Source organism: Tetragenococcus halophilus (assembly GCF_001712815.1).
GTDB lineage: Bacteria > Bacillota > Bacilli > Lactobacillales > Enterococcaceae > Tetragenococcus > Tetragenococcus halophilus.
The window spans coordinates 113,644-130,391 of sequence record NZ_CP012047.1 but is presented as its reverse complement, the minus strand read 5'-3'; the positions used below and the strand labels follow the sequence as shown (position 1 = coordinate 130,391).

14 protein-coding genes and 1 other annotated feature are annotated in these 16,748 nt (G+C 36.0%); of the genes, 7 read left to right on the top strand and 7 right to left on the bottom strand.

Translation table 11 applies throughout. From position 1 onward, the window contains the following. Positions 1 to 23 precede the first annotated feature (23 nt). Entirely contained in the window at positions 24 to 1,022 is a 999-nt protein-coding gene (locus tag AC806_RS00560) for a HesA/MoeB/ThiF family protein (RefSeq protein ID WP_014123513.1), read from the top strand. 93 nt (positions 1,023 to 1,115) lie between these two features. Here the strand turns inward: AC806_RS00560 and AC806_RS00555 are convergent, their stop codons facing one another. Next, positions 1,116 to 1,457, bottom strand: a complete 342-nt coding sequence (locus AC806_RS00555; RefSeq protein WP_014123512.1) for a YlbF/YmcA family competence regulator — start codon at positions 1,455 to 1,457, stop codon at positions 1,116 to 1,118. A 59-nt stretch (positions 1,458 to 1,516) separates the two neighbouring features. After that, positions 1,517 to 3,676: a PBP1A family penicillin-binding protein gene (locus AC806_RS00550; protein WP_014123511.1), complete on the bottom strand. Its 2,160-nt coding sequence runs from the start codon at positions 3,674 to 3,676 to the stop codon at positions 1,517 to 1,519. Between the two features lie 177 nt (positions 3,677 to 3,853). Here AC806_RS00550 and AC806_RS00545 point away from each other — a divergent pair, with 177 nt between their 5' ends. Continuing rightward, positions 3,854 to 4,708, top strand: coding sequence for an RluA family pseudouridine synthase (locus AC806_RS00545; RefSeq protein ID WP_014123510.1), 855 nt, complete (start codon positions 3,854 to 3,856; stop codon positions 4,706 to 4,708). An 8-nt stretch (positions 4,709 to 4,716) separates the two neighbouring features. On the opposite strand, the gene AC806_RS00540 is transcribed toward AC806_RS00545, so the two are convergent. Both AC806_RS00540 and AC806_RS00535 read right to left on the bottom strand, forming a co-directional pair. Further along, positions 4,717 to 5,436 (bottom strand): pseudouridine synthase, encoded by a 720-nt coding sequence (locus AC806_RS00540; protein ID WP_069028516.1) that lies wholly within the window; start codon positions 5,434 to 5,436, stop codon positions 4,717 to 4,719. A 66-nt stretch (positions 5,437 to 5,502) separates the two neighbouring features. After that, complete coding sequence (locus AC806_RS00535; protein WP_069028515.1) at positions 5,503 to 7,149, bottom strand: putative polysaccharide biosynthesis protein; 1,647 nt, start codon at positions 7,147 to 7,149, stop codon at positions 5,503 to 5,505. 182 nt (positions 7,150 to 7,331) lie between these two features. On the opposite strand from AC806_RS00535, the gene murE reads away from it, so the two are divergent. The 3 genes from murE (at position 7,332) to AC806_RS00520 (ending at position 9,736) form a co-directional block, all read left to right on the top strand. Continuing rightward, positions 7,332 to 8,831, top strand: a complete 1,500-nt coding sequence (gene murE / locus AC806_RS00530) for a UDP-N-acetylmuramyl-tripeptide synthetase (RefSeq protein WP_069028514.1) — start codon at positions 7,332 to 7,334, stop codon at positions 8,829 to 8,831. A gap of 115 nt (positions 8,832 to 8,946) precedes the next feature. Continuing rightward, the gene (locus AC806_RS00525) at positions 8,947 to 9,165 is read left to right on the top strand and encodes a hypothetical protein (RefSeq protein ID WP_069028513.1); all 219 of its coding nucleotides are present in this window, start codon (positions 8,947 to 8,949) and stop codon (positions 9,163 to 9,165) included. Between the two features lie 154 nt (positions 9,166 to 9,319). After that, the gene (locus tag AC806_RS00520; protein ID WP_061839971.1) at positions 9,320 to 9,736 is read left to right on the top strand and encodes an Ohr family peroxiredoxin; all 417 of its coding nucleotides are present in this window, start codon (positions 9,320 to 9,322) and stop codon (positions 9,734 to 9,736) included. A 157-nt stretch (positions 9,737 to 9,893) separates the two neighbouring features. Here AC806_RS00520 and leuS read toward each other — a convergent pair whose 3' ends face one another. Both leuS and AC806_RS00505 read right to left on the bottom strand, forming a co-directional pair. After that, entirely contained in the window at positions 9,894 to 12,311 is a 2,418-nt protein-coding gene (leuS, locus tag AC806_RS00515) for a leucine--tRNA ligase (protein WP_069028512.1), read from the bottom strand. A 54-nt stretch (positions 12,312 to 12,365) separates the two neighbouring features. Continuing rightward, positions 12,366 to 12,554 (bottom strand) — a binding site (T-box leader). Positions 12,555 to 12,677: 123 nt separating this feature from the next. Then, positions 12,678 to 14,768 (bottom strand): LysM peptidoglycan-binding domain-containing protein, encoded by a 2,091-nt coding sequence (locus AC806_RS00505; protein WP_069028510.1) that lies wholly within the window; start codon positions 14,766 to 14,768, stop codon positions 12,678 to 12,680. Positions 14,769 to 14,966: 198 nt separating this feature from the next. Between AC806_RS00505 and AC806_RS00500 the strand changes: the two genes are divergently transcribed. Together AC806_RS00500 and mnmM are read left to right on the top strand one after the other, a co-directional pair. After that, a complete protein-coding gene (locus AC806_RS00500; protein WP_014123502.1) occupies positions 14,967 to 15,617 on the top strand; it encodes a phosphatase PAP2 family protein in 651 nt (216 codons plus the stop codon). A 29-nt stretch (positions 15,618 to 15,646) separates the two neighbouring features. Further along, positions 15,647 to 16,210, top strand: coding sequence for a tRNA 5-(aminomethyl)-2-thiouridylate-methyltransferase MnmM (gene mnmM, locus AC806_RS00495; protein WP_069028509.1), 564 nt, complete (start codon positions 15,647 to 15,649; stop codon positions 16,208 to 16,210). Between the two features lie 62 nt (positions 16,211 to 16,272). Here mnmM and AC806_RS00490 read toward each other — a convergent pair whose 3' ends face one another. Continuing rightward, positions 16,273 to 16,743 carry a PTS sugar transporter subunit IIA gene (locus AC806_RS00490; RefSeq protein ID WP_014123500.1) on the bottom strand — a complete coding sequence of 157 codons (471 nt, stop codon included), beginning with the start codon at positions 16,741 to 16,743 and terminating at the stop codon, positions 16,273 to 16,275. Positions 16,744 to 16,748 lie beyond the last annotated feature (5 nt).

Genomic DNA, 16,748 nt, shown 5'->3' with positions numbered 1-16,748 from the left:
ACTTAACAAACGAGGGATTCAAAATGAACCGTTACGATCGCCAAATACGTGTTGACCAAATCGGCTTAGCCGGACAAGAAAAAATAAAACAAGCGGTTATTCTAATTGTAGGATGTGGCGCACTAGGTACTTACGCTGCAGAACAGTTGATTCGTACCGGCGTACAACATTTAATTTTAATTGATCCAGACATTGTTGAAGAAACTAACTTACAAAGGCAAACGCTTTTTACAACAAAAGACGCTCAAGCTCAAAAAGCAAAAGTAACTGCTGCAAAAGAAAAACTTCTTCAAATCAATCCTAAAGCAAGAATTGACGTTTATCAAGAACGATTTGATAGTGCCTTATTCCACCAGCATAAAAAAATTCATTTGATTTTAGACTGTACAGACAATTATTTAGCAAGACGATTGATCAATGATTACTGTTTGGCTTTTAATTTGCCTTTTATCTTTGCGTCTGTCGCTAGTACTTCAGGACAAGTGATGCCTCTTTTTCCCAGCGAAGGTCCCTGCTTATCCTGTGTTTTCCCTCAATTACATCAATTAGAAAAAAAGGGATGTGATACTATCGGTGTGATAACGCCAATAGTTCCATTGATTTCAAGCATCCAAATTTCACTTTGTTTACAATACTTAGTAGGAGATTTAAAAAATTTTCATACCCTACATATGGTCGAATCATGGCCCTTAAAAGTTTCTTCTTTTCAAGTAAATAAACAAACAGATTGTTTGATGTGTAATCAAAAACAAAGTCATACCAGTGCCTCAGAATTGACCGAAACTTGTGGGGAAGTGTTTCAAACTACATTTCCTTTTCTTAGTCTTGAAGAGATAGAAGGATTATGTATAGATCAAAAGCTTACTTATCAAAAGAATCCTATTGCAATAAAAATGCAACTAGGTAGTTTTGAAATTACATTTTTTAAAAACGGGCACACACTTTTTTACGGCTTTACTGAAACTGAAGCTAAAGAAACCTTTGGCAAGATCAAAAAATATTTAGCTCAATTGCATCCATAATAACTAACTTTGCTAAATTTATCTAGCCATAACAATTTTTAAACAAGATTATAAAAAAAGGTTTTTGAGGCAATCCCTCAAAAACCTTTTTTACTAACTTTCGTATAATTCTCTCAAAGGCGTCATAATAATGCGATTCAAATCATTGATCGTTGTACTGAAAACTTGTTCTTTTTGCATCAAGTCATTAATTAAAGGCTCTTGTTGAACTTGTTGCGCTAATTCTTGTGCTCTTTGCGCGTCTTCGTCTGTCATATCTTCGCCTTGTGACATCTTTTCTTGTAATTCTTGTTGAAAAGTTTGAAATTCCTTAAATAAACGATAAGCTTCTTCGTTTTTTTTCAATTCAGCAAAAGAACCACTTAAGTCTTGGAACTGTTCCAATTCTCGAATTTCTCTTTCCAGTTGATTCGCAGTATCATAAATATTTGCCATAAAAATTTTCCTCACTTTTTCTTTATTTATTTTATTGTAACATGTTCAACATTGATTGGCTAATTGTTATTAAAGCGCTCTTTAAAGCCCTGAATCAGTTCTTTGCCGCCTTCTTTAACACGTTCGCCAAATTCATTCATTCCTTGTCTTGCATCGTCGGTAAACTGGTCAACATTTTGTTTCCAGCCATCTTCACCTTCATCTTCAGAATCTTCTTCTGTTTCAGAAGACTCTTCTACTTTCCCGCCAGTTGCATAAGCATCGGCCACATCAAATTGTGTATTATTGCTATAAGGCAACATATTTTCCGCCTGCGCTTTAAAGATTTGACCTACAACGTCACCACTAGTACCACTAAAGTTGTGCTCTTCATCCGTTTCCTCAAAACCAAGCCAAGTAGAAATTACAGTATCAGGCGTATATCCAACAATCCATTGGTCTTTATTTTGGTCGGGATCATAGTCTGTTTCGGTGGTACCAGTTTTACCTGCGACAGTATATCCATAAGGATTAGCACTGGAGGCTGTACCATTAGAAAATGTTCCTAAAAGCATACTTGTCATTTCGTTAGATGTCTCTTTAGAGATTATTTTTTCTCCCTTAGGCTTTGTATTATCAACGATTACAGCGCCATTAGCATCCACAATTTTTGTGATCAGATGAGGCGTATATAAGGTACCGCCATTAGCAAATGAGCCGTAAGCTCCTGCCATTTGTATCGGTGAAGTGCCATACTCCAAACCTCCTAATGCTAATCCATAATATTTATCTGAATCAGTTAGTTCAAGCCCAAATTCTTTTGTTTTGTTATATCCCTTATTTATTCCAAGTTCATGTAACATCCAGACAGCTGGTAAATTCAAACTACGAGCAACTGCCTCGTACATAGGAACATCCCCTTCATGCTCGCCATTGAAATTTTTGGCATCATAATAATCTTGTGGTTCATCTTTTAATGTGCTATCTGGCATATAGCCCGCTTCAAGAGCTGGCGTATAAACACTCAATGGTTTAATCGTCGAACCAGGAGAACGTTTCATATCTGTAGCAAAATTAAAGCCTCTAAATGTATGCTCCCCACGACGCCCAACCATGGCCTGTATACCGCCAGTATTAGGATCAACAGCCACCGAAGCTGATTGCACCATTGTTCCATCCTCAGCATCAGCTGGAAAGTTGTTACCATTGTCGTATACTTCTTGCATGCCATTTTGAAAATTCGTGTCTAAATCAGTATAAATCTTATAACCACGATTCATTAAGTCATCTGCCTTAATATCATACTTTTCTTCTGCTTCTTCAATGACAGCATCAAAGTAATAAGGATACTGGTAACCTTCATCCTCTTGTTGATAAGTATCATTGACTAAATCGCTTATAGCGACTTGTTCTTCTTGTTGTGCTTCTTCTTTTGATATTTTATTGTTATCCACCATTACTTGTAAAATTGTATCACGTCGATTACTTGCATTTTCTGGATGGTCAATAGGATTATACAAAGATGGGCCTTTTAACATACCAGCAATTGTTGCTGACTCTCCTAATGTAAGATCAGCAGCATCAACACCAAAATATTTTCGCGCTGCATCTTGCACTCCCCATACGCCATTACCAAAGTAAGAGTTATTCAAATACATAGACATGATTTCATCTTTACTATAATTTTTCTCAATTTCAATTGCTAAAAATAACTCTTTAGCTTTACGGTTAAAAGTTTGATCTAACGATAAATAGGCATTTTTAGCCAATTGTTGTGTAATTGTACTACCTCCACCACCAGATGCATTTCTTCTAATAACCATGCGCAATCCCGCACGCGCAATTCCTTTGATATCAAAACCGCGGTGCTGATAAAAATTACGATCTTCAGTCGAAACTACTGCATCTACTACATAAGGTGACATATCTTCTACGCCAATATATGTCCCTTTTTGCGAAGAAACACTCCCTGCTTCATTTTCCTGTTTATCATAAATCACTGTTTCTTCTTGTAAACCAGCTTTTAATTCTTGTACTTTGGTCGTTTTCGCTATATAAAAAAGATAGATACTCATTACTAAGACTACAATCAACCCAAGTAGTAGTAATATTTTATTGACATGATATTTCTTCCAAATTCTCTTGCGCCAGTGATGAAACTGTACAAGGTATGGTTTCAGCCATGCCCAAAATGACGATAAATATTTTTTTATCGTACTAAAAAAGCGCTGAAAATCCATTACTTTTCCCTCCTGGTGTTAAGTGTAGCATAATTCCCTTTTTCTCCAATACTGCTCGAGTTGTATTTTTACTGATGAATCTTATACATTTTATCATTTATCTTAGCGGATTTGCTTATTTTTTTATTAAAAAAGCATTAAACATGATACAATAATGAAGCGAAAGGAAGAAAATCAATGGAATATTCAATCACTTTACCTACTTTTCAAAAAACAATAACGCTTCGTGAATTGTTAGAAACCCAGTGGCTTGTTCCTCGAAAAGTGCGTCATTTTCTGCGAACACGTAAAAATGTCTGGTGTAACCATCAACCGATAAAATTTCATGAAATGGTGCATGCTAATGATATGATTACCTTGCGAATTGAAGAAGATGATTATAATTATCAAACAGTAAAAGCTGGATCAAAAGAAAATATCGAAGTTTTATATGAAGATGAACATTTAATTGTTGTCAATAAAGCTAGCGGGGTGAAAACACATCCTAACCAACCCGATGAAACAGCTACGCTCTTAAATGACCTAAGTGCTTACCTAGGTAAAAAAAATGAACGACCTTATGTCGTTCATCGCCTGGACAAAGAAACGTCTGGCGCTATCTTGTTCGCTAAAAGTCCCCTTGTTCTCCCTATTTTAGGAAGACTCCTAGAAGAAAAGAAAATCTACCGAAACTATCAAGCAATCGTTTGGGGCAAGCTAACACAGGACTGTACAATCGATAAAAGAATTGGTCGTGATCGCCATGATAAACGCAAGCGTATCATAAGTGAACGCCAGGGTAAAACTGCCATTACCTATGTAAAAGTCCATCAAGTGTACAAACAGACCAGTGAAGTCTATTGTAGCCTCGCCACAGGCAGAACACATCAAATACGTGTTCATTTAGCAAGTATAGGACACCCAGTTGTAGGTGATCCACTATATCAAAACAAAGAAGAAAAGCGCCTAGCTTTACATGCCTACAAAATAAAATTCCTTCACCCATTTACTCAGGAACAAATCGAGGTAATAGCTAAGCCAGGCCTTTGGTAAAAAATAGTTCATTTGTTTTCAAGTAGCTTTATTTCTTCTTCGGTTAGTTCTCGGTAATCTCCAGCCTCTAACTGATCATCAAGGTACAATGCCCCCATGCGGATGCGTTTTAAATGAGTAACTTCTTTCCCGACAGCATGAACCATCCGTTTTACCTGATGATATTTACCTTCATATAGTACCAAACGTATTGTCGATTCTTCATTTTCTTCATCTACTTGTTCGATCGTCAACTCAGCAGGTAAACAAAGTTCATCGCCGTCAATCTTTAAACCTTCAGCAAAACGTTTAATATCTCTTGTCGTCATAACTCCTTTAACTTCAGCGATATATTCTTTTTCTACATGTTTTTTAGGAGAAAGTAAACGATGTGAAAGTGCGCCATCATTTGTTATTACAAGCAGTCCTTTTGTATCTTTATCTAAGCGACCTACCGGAAAAAGATCTGAACGAAAATCTTGATCAGAAAAAATATCCAAAACAGTTAATTCAAAATCGTCTACCGTAGCACTGATAACATCAGCAGGTTTATTGAGTATATAATAAAAGTATTTTTGATAAATAATTTCCTCTTCGTCTAAAGTGACACGATCCTCATTTTCATTGACTTGAAATTTATCTGAAACTTCAGTTTTACCATTAACAGCTACTCGTTTCTTTTTGATCAGTTGCTTCACTTCTTTTCTTGAACCCACATCCATATTTGCTAAATATTTATCTAAGCGCAAATTTTATCCTCCTTTTAAAAGAAAGTTCGAAAACCAAAACGATTTCCGAACTTATTTATGTCTATTTTATTTTATTCTTAATTTTTGACGTAATGAAGCCATTTTTGCTCCTAGAAGTTTATCAGCTAACCGAATTTTCAGCGTCATATACAGATAAGTTATTACACCTATGAGTGCAACAATTAAAATCAAAATAAAAGATTGCACTTTACGTTCTTGAGTAAAGACCATGCCGAAAATCCCGCGTGTAATAGCGGCAAAAACAATCATCGCCATAGACAGCATAAATATTAATACGACCCGGCGAAAAGTTAGACCAACGTTAAATCCAGTTTCTTTCTGTAATTTACGTAAGTTAAGATAACAAGTCACCCCAAAACCAAGTATGGTAGAAACGACTGGACCATAAGATTCTAACATATAAATACTTAAGTATTGAGTTAAAAATTTAACAGCTAGACCAATAACAAAGTAAAGCACAGCTGAAGAATTTTTATATATACCCTGCAACATACTTGAAGTAAGCATGAATAACCCTAATAATAAGCCAGAAAAACTAACGGCGATTAAAAGGTTAGCACCTAAACGATTAGGTTGATAAAATAAAGTATTCAGCGGATAAGCTAACAGCATCATACCAAATGTCGATGGGAACATAACAAAGGTATACAATTGTAAATTATTACCAACGAGTTTTGCTAAAGCAGGACGGTCTTTTTTTGCAAAAGCTTCAGTCACTAAAGGTAACCCTACCGTAGCTAAAGAAGTGGCAAGTCCAATCACAACCATAACTAACTTATCTGGGTTACTACTAAACAAAGCGAATAAGGATTTCAACTGTTGACCAGAATATTCCGTAAAACCAGACATAGTTCGAATAAACGTATATTGATCGACCATTTTGTAAATAGTGATTCCTGAACCTACAATAATAAACGGTACAGCTTCTCTAATCGTTTGAAGTAATAACCTTGTTGTATTAACTTTGACTTTTCCTGGACTCATATCTGCTAAGACATCCAGGCGTCCTTTTTCTTTTTTGTAGTAGTAAAGCAATACAGCAATACTAGCTAATGCGCCAATAAAAGCGGCAAAAGTTGATTGTGTCACTGCGGCAACATAATCCCCACTACCTAGCCTCATAATAACAAATGTAGCAACCAACATATAACCAACACGAGCTACTTGTTCAATTAATTGCGAAATAGCATAGGGAGCAACGTTTTGTAAACCTTGAAAGTAGCCACGAATGACACTCATTAACGGAATAACTAAAATTGCCACGCTTAGAGAACGCATTGAAGGGATTAGTTCTACTCCACCTCCAGCATAACGTGCAAGAGCAGGGGCCGCGAAGTACATAATAATTGCAAAAACTGCACCCAGCCCTAGCATCAATTGCAGAGCCCGTATAAAAAGTTTTTGACTCGCTCTATATTCATTTATCGAGTTATAGTAAGACACTTGCTTGGCAATCGCAGAAGGAAGACCTGCAGTTGAAATCATTAAAAATAAGGCATAAACATTATAACTCATCCCAAATAACGCATTTGCGGGTAAAGCATCCTCGCCTAACCAATATATCCAAGGCAAAAGATAAATGACACCTAAAAGGCGTGAACCGATATTACCAATCGTCATCCATGCAGAACCGCGAGCCATCTTGTCTTCATTTGTTAACTCTGGTGTTTCGGGGTCTTTATTATTCATCATGATTATCTTCTCCAACTTTCTTCATACATAATCCTTATTTTAATTCGAAACACCAGCAATCGCAAATGATTTTTAAAAACGACTTCTTTTGTTAAAAAAATTTATCAAAAATACCGGTTTTTCTTCTCCTGTGCTATAATGGTTGAGAAGTTTTTTACCAGAAAGCAAGGTGTGTGTAACTTATGTATTCCATAACCCTTAAAGGGCTCTATCAATTATTAGCAGAAAAAAATTTATTAAAAGAACCAAGCAGCAAAGAGCAACTAACTGATCAAAAATTCACTTATCTGTCTTATGACTCCCGTGATTTAGCAGAACAAACCTTATTTTTTTGCAAGGGACGCCATTTTAAAGTAGCGTCTTTACAAGATGCCGTGGACAAAGGCGTAAACGTCTATGTCTCTGAAAAAAAATATGATACATCAGCACAAGCTATAATCGTTACTGATATTCGCAAAGCCATGGCTATTGTGGCACAAGCTTTTTATCATCATCCTCAAGATAAATTATATAAAATCGGAATTACAGGTACTAAAGGAAAAACAACAACAGCTTACTTCATTAAAAAAATATTGGATGATGCATTTGCCAAAAAAGTGGCGCTCTTCTCTTCAGAAGAAACCACTCTAGATGGCACAACGCTTCTTCCTTCAAAATTAACAACACCTGAAGCACTTGATATATATCGACAGATGGCTACTGCTTGTGAAAATGGACTCACACATTTAGTGATGGAAGTATCGTCACAAGCATATAAAACAAAAAGGGTTTATAACCTTACCTTTGAAACTGGGATCTTTTTAAACATTAGCCCAGATCATATCAGCCCTATCGAGCATCCAACATTTGAAGATTATTTTAATTGTAAAAGGCAGTTGTTATTAAATAGTAAACAGATGGTGATCAACCATGAAAGTGATCAATTTGATATCTTAGAAAAAACTTGTAACGATCACCAAATTCCTTTATACACTTATGGACATAATGAAGGAACTTACCTTTTATCAAATAAAGAAGAGGCTCGCAGTTTTAATTTAAAAGCGAAAAGCAATGATATGCTAAGTATTAGTGGCGACTATAAGATAGCTTTATTTGGGCAATTTAACCACGAAAATGCTACAGCGGCTATTTTAGCTTGCGGATTAGCAAATGTATCAAAACAAAAATGCCAAGAAAGCTTACCATTAACTCAAATACCTGGACGTATGAATTTACTGGAAAAAACAAATGGGGCTTACATTTTTATCGATTATGCTCATAATTATCTAAGTATTCATTCCATCGGTCAATTCGCGCACGAATTAAGGCCTAAAGGGCGAATTATCATTGTCACAGGTAGTGCAGGAGGAAAAGCTATTTCTCGTCGGCCTGATATTGGAAAAGCACTATCAGAATATGCAGACATTGCTATATTAACCAGTGATGATCCAGATTTTGAAGATCCCGCTGCTATTGCTGCAGAAATAAAAACTGCCATTACAAATCCTGATACTGATGTTCAATTAGAGCTTGATCGCGCCAGCGCTGTTACTTCTGCTTTTAAACAAGCACGAGCAAACGATACAGTCATCGTTGCCGGTAAAGGAACTGAAAAGATGATGAAATATCGCGGAACAGAAGTCACTTACGAAGGTGATTTTGATATCATTAAACGTCTAATTAATGAATCCAACGAAAACTAATTATTTCATTTTTATTTCATTTTTATTACATTTTTATTTTCTTTGGAGTATGCCTTTATTTTTATGCAATTTTTCTTGTATAATCAATGTATAGATAAGTTGAAGGAGCGTTTCCATGTCTGCTAAACACAAAAAATTACTATTTTTCATCGTTACTATCGTTATTCTTTTAGTTGCTTATTTTGCTTGGAAATTTTTAGCGGCTATTCTTGCACAAGGAACCATTGAAAATTATACTCGTTCTACCGTTCCTTATGGCTTTGTATTAATGTGGTTTTTCCCAATTGTGGCTACTTCCACTTTATTTCTAGGATTAGCACGTGCAAAAAAATAGACTTATTAAAATACTCTTGGACTAAAAGCTAAGAGTATTTTTTATTTTCCTCGCATTTATGATATTGCTAATTTATAAGCACTTTATTTCTCTTCTTTTGTTTTTTATACTATAGTGAAGTTGTAACATAAAAACACAAAAGGAGTGTTAATTCATGAGCAACAAAATGTCTGTTTCAACAGTAATTAACGAAGGCGGACGCGAAGGTGTTAGCAGATCTTTAAATGGTGATTTTGAAGTAAAAACATCTGGAACAAATAAAAAAGGTTACACTAACCCAGAAGAACTATTTGCTGCAGGATTTTCTGCTTGCTTTAATGGAGCGATCCAATTCCCATTAGATCGTGACGGTTTAGGTGACCGTGATCGTTCAATTCGTGCAGAAGTAACTTTATACGGAGATTTGCCAGACGATCATACTACACTTCATTTAGAAGTAACAATTATCGGTAAAATCGATGGTGTTTCTAAAGAAGATACTGTGAAGTATTTGCAAGAAACAGATAGTATTTGCCCTTACTCAAAAGCAGTAAATGGTAATATTGATGTCAAATACGAAGCTGCCGAATAAAATGAAAATTAAATTGTAACTAAAGAAGCTAGAAACTTTTTCTAGCTTCTTTTTTGTTCAATCAGCATTACGATTTTCCTCTTTTCTTGTTTTATTTCATTATATTTAAAACCGCAAGAACCAACTTATGTTGAATTCTTGCGGTTTTTATCGTTCTTTAATTTGCGACAATATTAACAATTTTATTAGGCACCACAATTACTTTACGAATCGTTTTGTCTGCCAAATGTTCTTGAATGTTAGGATTATTTTTAGCTAATTCTTCCAATTCTTCTTTTGTCGCTTCAGCCGGAACTTGGACTTTAGCTCTAACTCTTCCATTAATTTGCAAAACAACTTCCACCTGGTCTTCAACTAAAGCAGAGTCATCATAAGTTGGCCAAGGAACGTAAGAGATGCCTCCTTTATTACCAAGAATTGCCCATAATTCCTCGCCCAAATGAGGCGCAACAGGTGCGAGTAATTGTACAAAACCTTCTATATAACCATAATAAAGTGAATCAGCTTTATTAGCTTCATTTACAAATACCATCAATTGAGAAATTGCGGTATTAAAGCGTAAGTCTGCAAAATCTTCAGTGACTTTTTTAACCGTTTGATTATAAACTTTTGTTAATGAACCGTCATTTATAGTGGTAATACGATCACGCATTTTTCCGTCTTCATCAACACACAAGCGCCATACACGATCCAAGAATTTACGACTACCTTCTAAGCCGCTTGCACTCCAAGCAACAGAAGCATCTAAAGGCCCCATAAACATCTCGTAAAGACGTAATGTATCCGCGCCATATTGTTCAATAACGTCATCAGGGTTAATAACATTACCTCGTGATTTTGACATTTTTTCATTATTTGTACCTAAAATCATTCCTTGATTATACAATTTTTGGAAAGGTTCTTTTGTTGGTACTACGCCGATGTCGTATAAAAACTTATGCCAAAAACGTGCGTAGAGCAGATGCAACACTGCATGTTCAGCACCCCCAATGTAAACATCTACCGGCATCCATTTCTTCAAATGATCATAATCTGCTAGAGCGCCTTTATTATGCGGATCTACAAAACGTAGGAAATACCAAGAACTTCCTGCCCATTGTGGCATAGTATTTGTTTCCCTACGGCCTTTTTTCCCAGTTACTGGATCTGTCACATTAACCCAATCTGTTACATTAGCTAAAGGCGATTCGCCCGTGCCACTTGGTTTAATATCGGCAGCTTTTGGCAATTCTAATGGCAATTCGTCTTCTGACAAGGCAGAAGTAGTACCATCTTCCCAATGAATAATAGGAATTGGTTCACCCCAATAACGTTGACGAGAAAATAGCCAATCACGCAAACGGTAACTAACTTCTTTTTGACCTAAGCCTTCTTTTTCAAGCCAAGCCATCATCTTTTCAATAGCTTCTTCTTTATTTAAGCCATTTAAAAATCCAGAATTGATATGAGGGCCGTCTTCTGTAAAGGCTTCTTTTTCTATATCGCCGCCTTCTAATACAGGAACGATCTCTAGACCAAATTTCTTAGCGAATTCGTAATCTCGTTCATCGTGAGCAGGAACAGACATGATAGCTCCAGTTCCGTAAGAAGATAAAACATAATCGGCAATCCAAATAGGAATTTCATTCCCATTTACTGGATTGATTGCGTAAGCACCAGTGAAAACACCTGTTTTTTCTTTAGCTAAATCCGTACGGCTTAATTCAGATTTTTTAGCAGCCTCTGCAATATATTGATCTACAGTTTCCTTTTGTTTAGCTGTCGTAATTTGTTTAACAAGATCCAACTCTGGGGCAAATACAGCATAGGTAGCACCAAACAGTGTATCAGGCCGTGTTGTAAATACAGTAAATGTTTCGTCTGTATCTTTTATTTTAAATTGTACGTTTGCCCCTACAGAACGTCCAATCCAATTTCTTTGCATTTCTTTGATACTTTCCGGCCAGTCCAAATCTTCTAGGTCATCTAATAAACGATCAGCATAAGCGGTAATTTTCAACATCCATTGTCGCATTGGTTTACGTACAACATCATAGTCGCCACGTTCACTTTTTCCGTCAATGACTTCTTCATTGGCGATAACTGTACCAAGTTCTGGCACCCAATTCACAGGCACTTCAGCTTCATAAGCCAAGCCTTTTTCATACAACTTTATAAAAATCCACTGCGTCCATTTATAGTAATCAGGATCTGTTGTATTAATTTCTCGTTCCCAATCGTAACTAAAACCTAAAGAATTAATTTGTTTACGAAATACTTCAATATTTTTTTTAGTAAATTCTGCTGGGTCGTTTCCTGTATCTAATGCATACTGTTCAGCAGGGAGTCCGAAAGCATCCCATCCCATTGGGTGTAACACATTATAACCTTGACTACGCTTCATGCGCGCTAAGATATCTGTAGCTGTGTAACCTTCTGGATGACCTACATGCAAACCTTGCCCAGATGGATAAGGAAACATGTCCATAATGTAAGCTTTGGGTTTTTGCTCATCTTCTGTTGTAACAAATGTATTATTTTTTTCCCAATAATTTTGCCATCTTTTTTCAATAGCTTTGTGATCGTAAGTTTTCACAAATCTCTCCTCCTTGTAAAAATAAAAAAAATCCCATAGAAAGCTATAAGCTTCCTATAGGACGCAATAAGCGTGGTACCACCTATTTTTACTGAAAAAAATTCAGCCTCAAACGTTTTAACGGCCGCCGCCTTATGTGCTTTTAAACTACACGAAAAGGCAAGTTCAAAAGTATTCTTGCACATTTACACCAACCATGTACTCTCTAAAAAGAAAAACTTTTTACTACTCCACAGTAGTTTTGTTTCATATGTTCATAGACTGTATACATAGTATCAAAAAAGTAGCATAAATTCAATTATAATCGTTAAATAAATAAAACACGTCATTTGACGTGTTTTATTTCCATTGCTTTTAATGAATCATTTAGCTTACCTTTAAATTTTGACCGATAAAAATCGTATCTGAATTTAAATTATTGATAGACTTCAAACGACTCACTGAAATATCATATTCTTGCGAAATCAGCCATAAACTATCTCCACTCTTAACTTTATGTTGAGTATTTGATGAGCTACTGTTGTTGGATGAACTAGATGAAGAAGACCCATTGCTCACAGTAAGTTTCTGACCAGGATAAACAAAATTGTTTTGAATGTTGTTCCAGTCACGCAATTGATCCATTGTAATCCCGTTTTGATCAGCGATCAACCAGACAGAATCGCCAGCTTTTACTGTGTAGCTTCCGCCTGAGGAATTATGAGAACTACTTGAGCTATTATTATTTGAATTATTAGAGCTACTACCTTTTGACACAGTTAATTTTTGACCAGGGTAAACAAAATCGTTTTGAATATTGTTCCAGTCGCGCAATTGGTTCATCGTAATCCCGTTTTGATCAGCGATCAACCAGACAGAATCGCCAGCTTGCACTGTGTAGCTTCCGCCTGAGGAATTATGAGAACTACTTGAGCTATTATTATTTGAATTATTAGAGCTACTACCTTTTGACACAGTTAATTTTTGACCAGGGTAAACAAAATCGTTTTGAATATTGTTCCAGTCGCGCAATTGGTTCATCGTAATCCCGTTTTGATCAGCGATCAACCAGACAGAATCGCCAGCTTGCACTGTATAAGTGCTTGAACCATTATTTGATGAATTACTGTTATTACCAGAATTTCCGGCACCATTTGAGTTATTTGAGCCATTTGAACTGCCATCTTTTGATACGGTTAACTCTTGACCAGGATAAACAAAATCATTTTGGATATTATTCCAGTCGCGTAATTGATTCATCGTAATCCCGTTTTTATCAGCGATCAACCAGACAGAGTCGCCGGCTTGCACTGTATAAGTACTTGAGTTACTATTCGATGAAGCATCATCGTTAGCAGAGTTATTATCTTCACCAGTATCTTCGTCGGTGTTTTCGTTACCGCCCGTACCAGTATCAATCACTCCACCATCGTTTCCAGAATCAAAACGAGTTAAATCATAACTTTCGATGATGCCATTTAATACGGTATTATAGTTCGGTGCAGTTGCATAAAGACCTGTTAAAGCAGCTGTAGCATCCTTGTATGAATTTGTATTACTTTTCCAAGCGCCGCTGTACAAACTTGTACTTAATAAAGCAGCGTTATCTTGAAACGATGCAGTATATGAAGGATATTTACGAAAGGCCGCGTCAACTGTAACATATCTACCATTAATATACTCTTGGGTAGGCATCGTTACAGACTGTCCGTTATAACTTCCTTTAATCCCAAATAAGTTATGATTAGGAGCTTGTGATAAAGCACTTGAACCCCAACCACTTTCTACGACAGCTTGTGCTATCATTACTGACGCGTACAAATTATTACTTTCGGCAACAGGCGCTGCATGTGCCGCAAACTCTTCAATAAATGCAGAAGGTTCCGGCGAAAGTTGTGCAGAAAAAGTAGACGCCTCTGCTGGTCCTTGATCTCCTGGATGTTGCCCAGCAATTTCTTGTAATTGTTCTGCCTCTTCTTCCGGAGTTTCTGGAAGATCTTCTTCTGCTTCAGCATCTTGTTCTTCATCTTCTGATGTTTGTTCTTCTTGTTGAAGATCCTCTTCTGGTTCTTCTTGTGGCTGAACTTGATCTTGCGAATTTTCTCTTTCTGTTGAAAATTGCTGCGCTTGGTCATAGGCTACTTCATTATCAGCTGGTTCTTCTGCTTGTTCGACATCCCCAGCTTCTACACTGTTATCTTGCGTTACATTATTTTCAGCTTCAGCACTTGGTTCTTCAACCGTTTGATCATCTGTTTGACTTTGAAAGTCTTGTGCCCCATCTTCTGATTCATAAGATGCTACTACGCTACTATCTGCTTCCTCAGCAAAGACGTTATCTAGCGGTAATAAAGGTGTAACCATTGAAACAGCTGTAACAGTTGTTCCAACAACTGCCGCACCCTTTTTAAAATTCCCATATAAACTCATGCGCTCCTGAACTTTTCGGCGCTCTTTTCGTGTCAAAGACGATCTCATTTACTCTCCTCCAAACTTTTACATTTATAACAATTATACATGTAATATTTTTCATAGGCAAAACAAAAAACGAATGTAATATTTTTTTAATCTAGTTGTAATATAAAAAATTTTCTAAGTTACTCCATTTCATTTTAGACTGTTTTTATAGTTATGCTATACTGTTTTTGTTAAAAAAATAAGGAGCTTTTAGTTTATATGCACAAAAAATTATATATGCAGTTTGCCGCTAGCTGTACTTTCCTCATTTTTGCTTTTTTGAGTTATGTCGTAAAGTTTTATCCTGAATGGTTAGAACCCTTTGATGACACAATTACTACTGCTGTTCGTAGTCTTTCTCCAAATTGGGATGGTTTTTTCTTATGGATTACCCAATTTGGTAATTCAGTTAGCATTGCCCTACTTTTTTTAGCGGTTTTTTTGGTTCTCATTCGTGGAAAAAAATATATCGATGCTCTTTGGTTAGCTAGTAACGTTGTTATCATCGCAATCATCGTCAATCCTTTATTAAAACTATTTTTCAGCCGCGAACGACCTTTATTAGAACATTTAGTCGTTGAAACTAGCTTTAGTTTTCCTAGTGGCCACGCAACTGCAAGCATGGTGTTTTATGGCTCCTTGCTTCTTTTGGTCCCATTATTTATTCAATCAAAAGTTTGGCGCCTTAGCTTACAAGGGCTACTGGCTATTTTTATTTTGCTCATCGGTATTAGCAGAATATATCTAGGTGTTCATTTTCCATCAGACATCTTAGGTGGCTATTGTGAAAGTTTGACCTGGCTATTATTTACTTATCCCATGTATCGCAAACAACGACTCATTCGTGTTTTGCAAAAGAAACAACTATAGCATGGATAGAATTGAAAAGAGAGATCATTATGTTACAAAATGCACTACAATTTAGCCATACTTTATTAAAAGAAATTCTCACAGATTACGATCATGTTGTAGATGCTACTATGGGAAACGGGAATGACACCTTGTTTTTGGCTCAAACTGTTCAGCCTAACGGTAAAGTTTATGCATTTGATGTTCAAAAACAAGCTTTATTAAAAACACAACAACGATTAGTAGATAACAAACTTATGGAACATACAGAATTAATTCAGGATGGACATGAACACATAGAAAATTATCTTACTGAAGATGAAGCTATAAAGGCAGCTATATTCAATCTTGGTTATTTGCCAAAAAGTGACAAAACGCTCACTACCCTGCCTGCTACTACTAGAAAAGCTTTAGATATCTTACTGAAACATTTATCTGATAAAGGACGAATTGTAATAGTTTCTTATTATGGACACGCTGGTGGAAAAGAAGAGCTAACTATGGTTGATCATTACTGTCAGAACTTACATCAAGATCAATATAACGTTTTGCGTTACCAATTTATTAACCAAAAAAATGACCCCCCTATATTATTTTGCATTGAAAAAAAATAAACACCCACAGATAGTTAAGAATATCAATGACTTAACTATCTGTGGGTGTTTTTAAGCGTTTCTTAAAAATTGTATTGTTTTAAAAGTGAAAGTAGCTCATTGGGATTTGTTTGCTTGTATAAATTTTGCAGCAATTCCGTATTTTGGATTAATTGCATTAAATTTTGTAACATCGCTAATTGTTCATGCGACTGGTTTAATCCTAAAATAAAAATAAAATCTGCTTGTACATCTTGTTTGGCGTCATCCATCCGCTGAAATAAAACAGAGTGATCAGGAATAATTAATGCAATGAATTCCTCTTTTACCCACTCAGGATCCGTATGTGGAATAGCGACACCAAATGCTCCTTGTTCAATTCCAGTAGGAAAAGTTTCTTCTCTTTCCAAAATTTTATCTGCAAAATCTTCTGTGACCCAATTTTTTTCTAAAACTAACTGATGCACCGCGTCAAAAATTTCTTTCTTATCCTGATACTGTACTCCTAACAAAATAGGGGAATACTCTAAATAATCCGTGACCCTTTTCTCCATTTGAC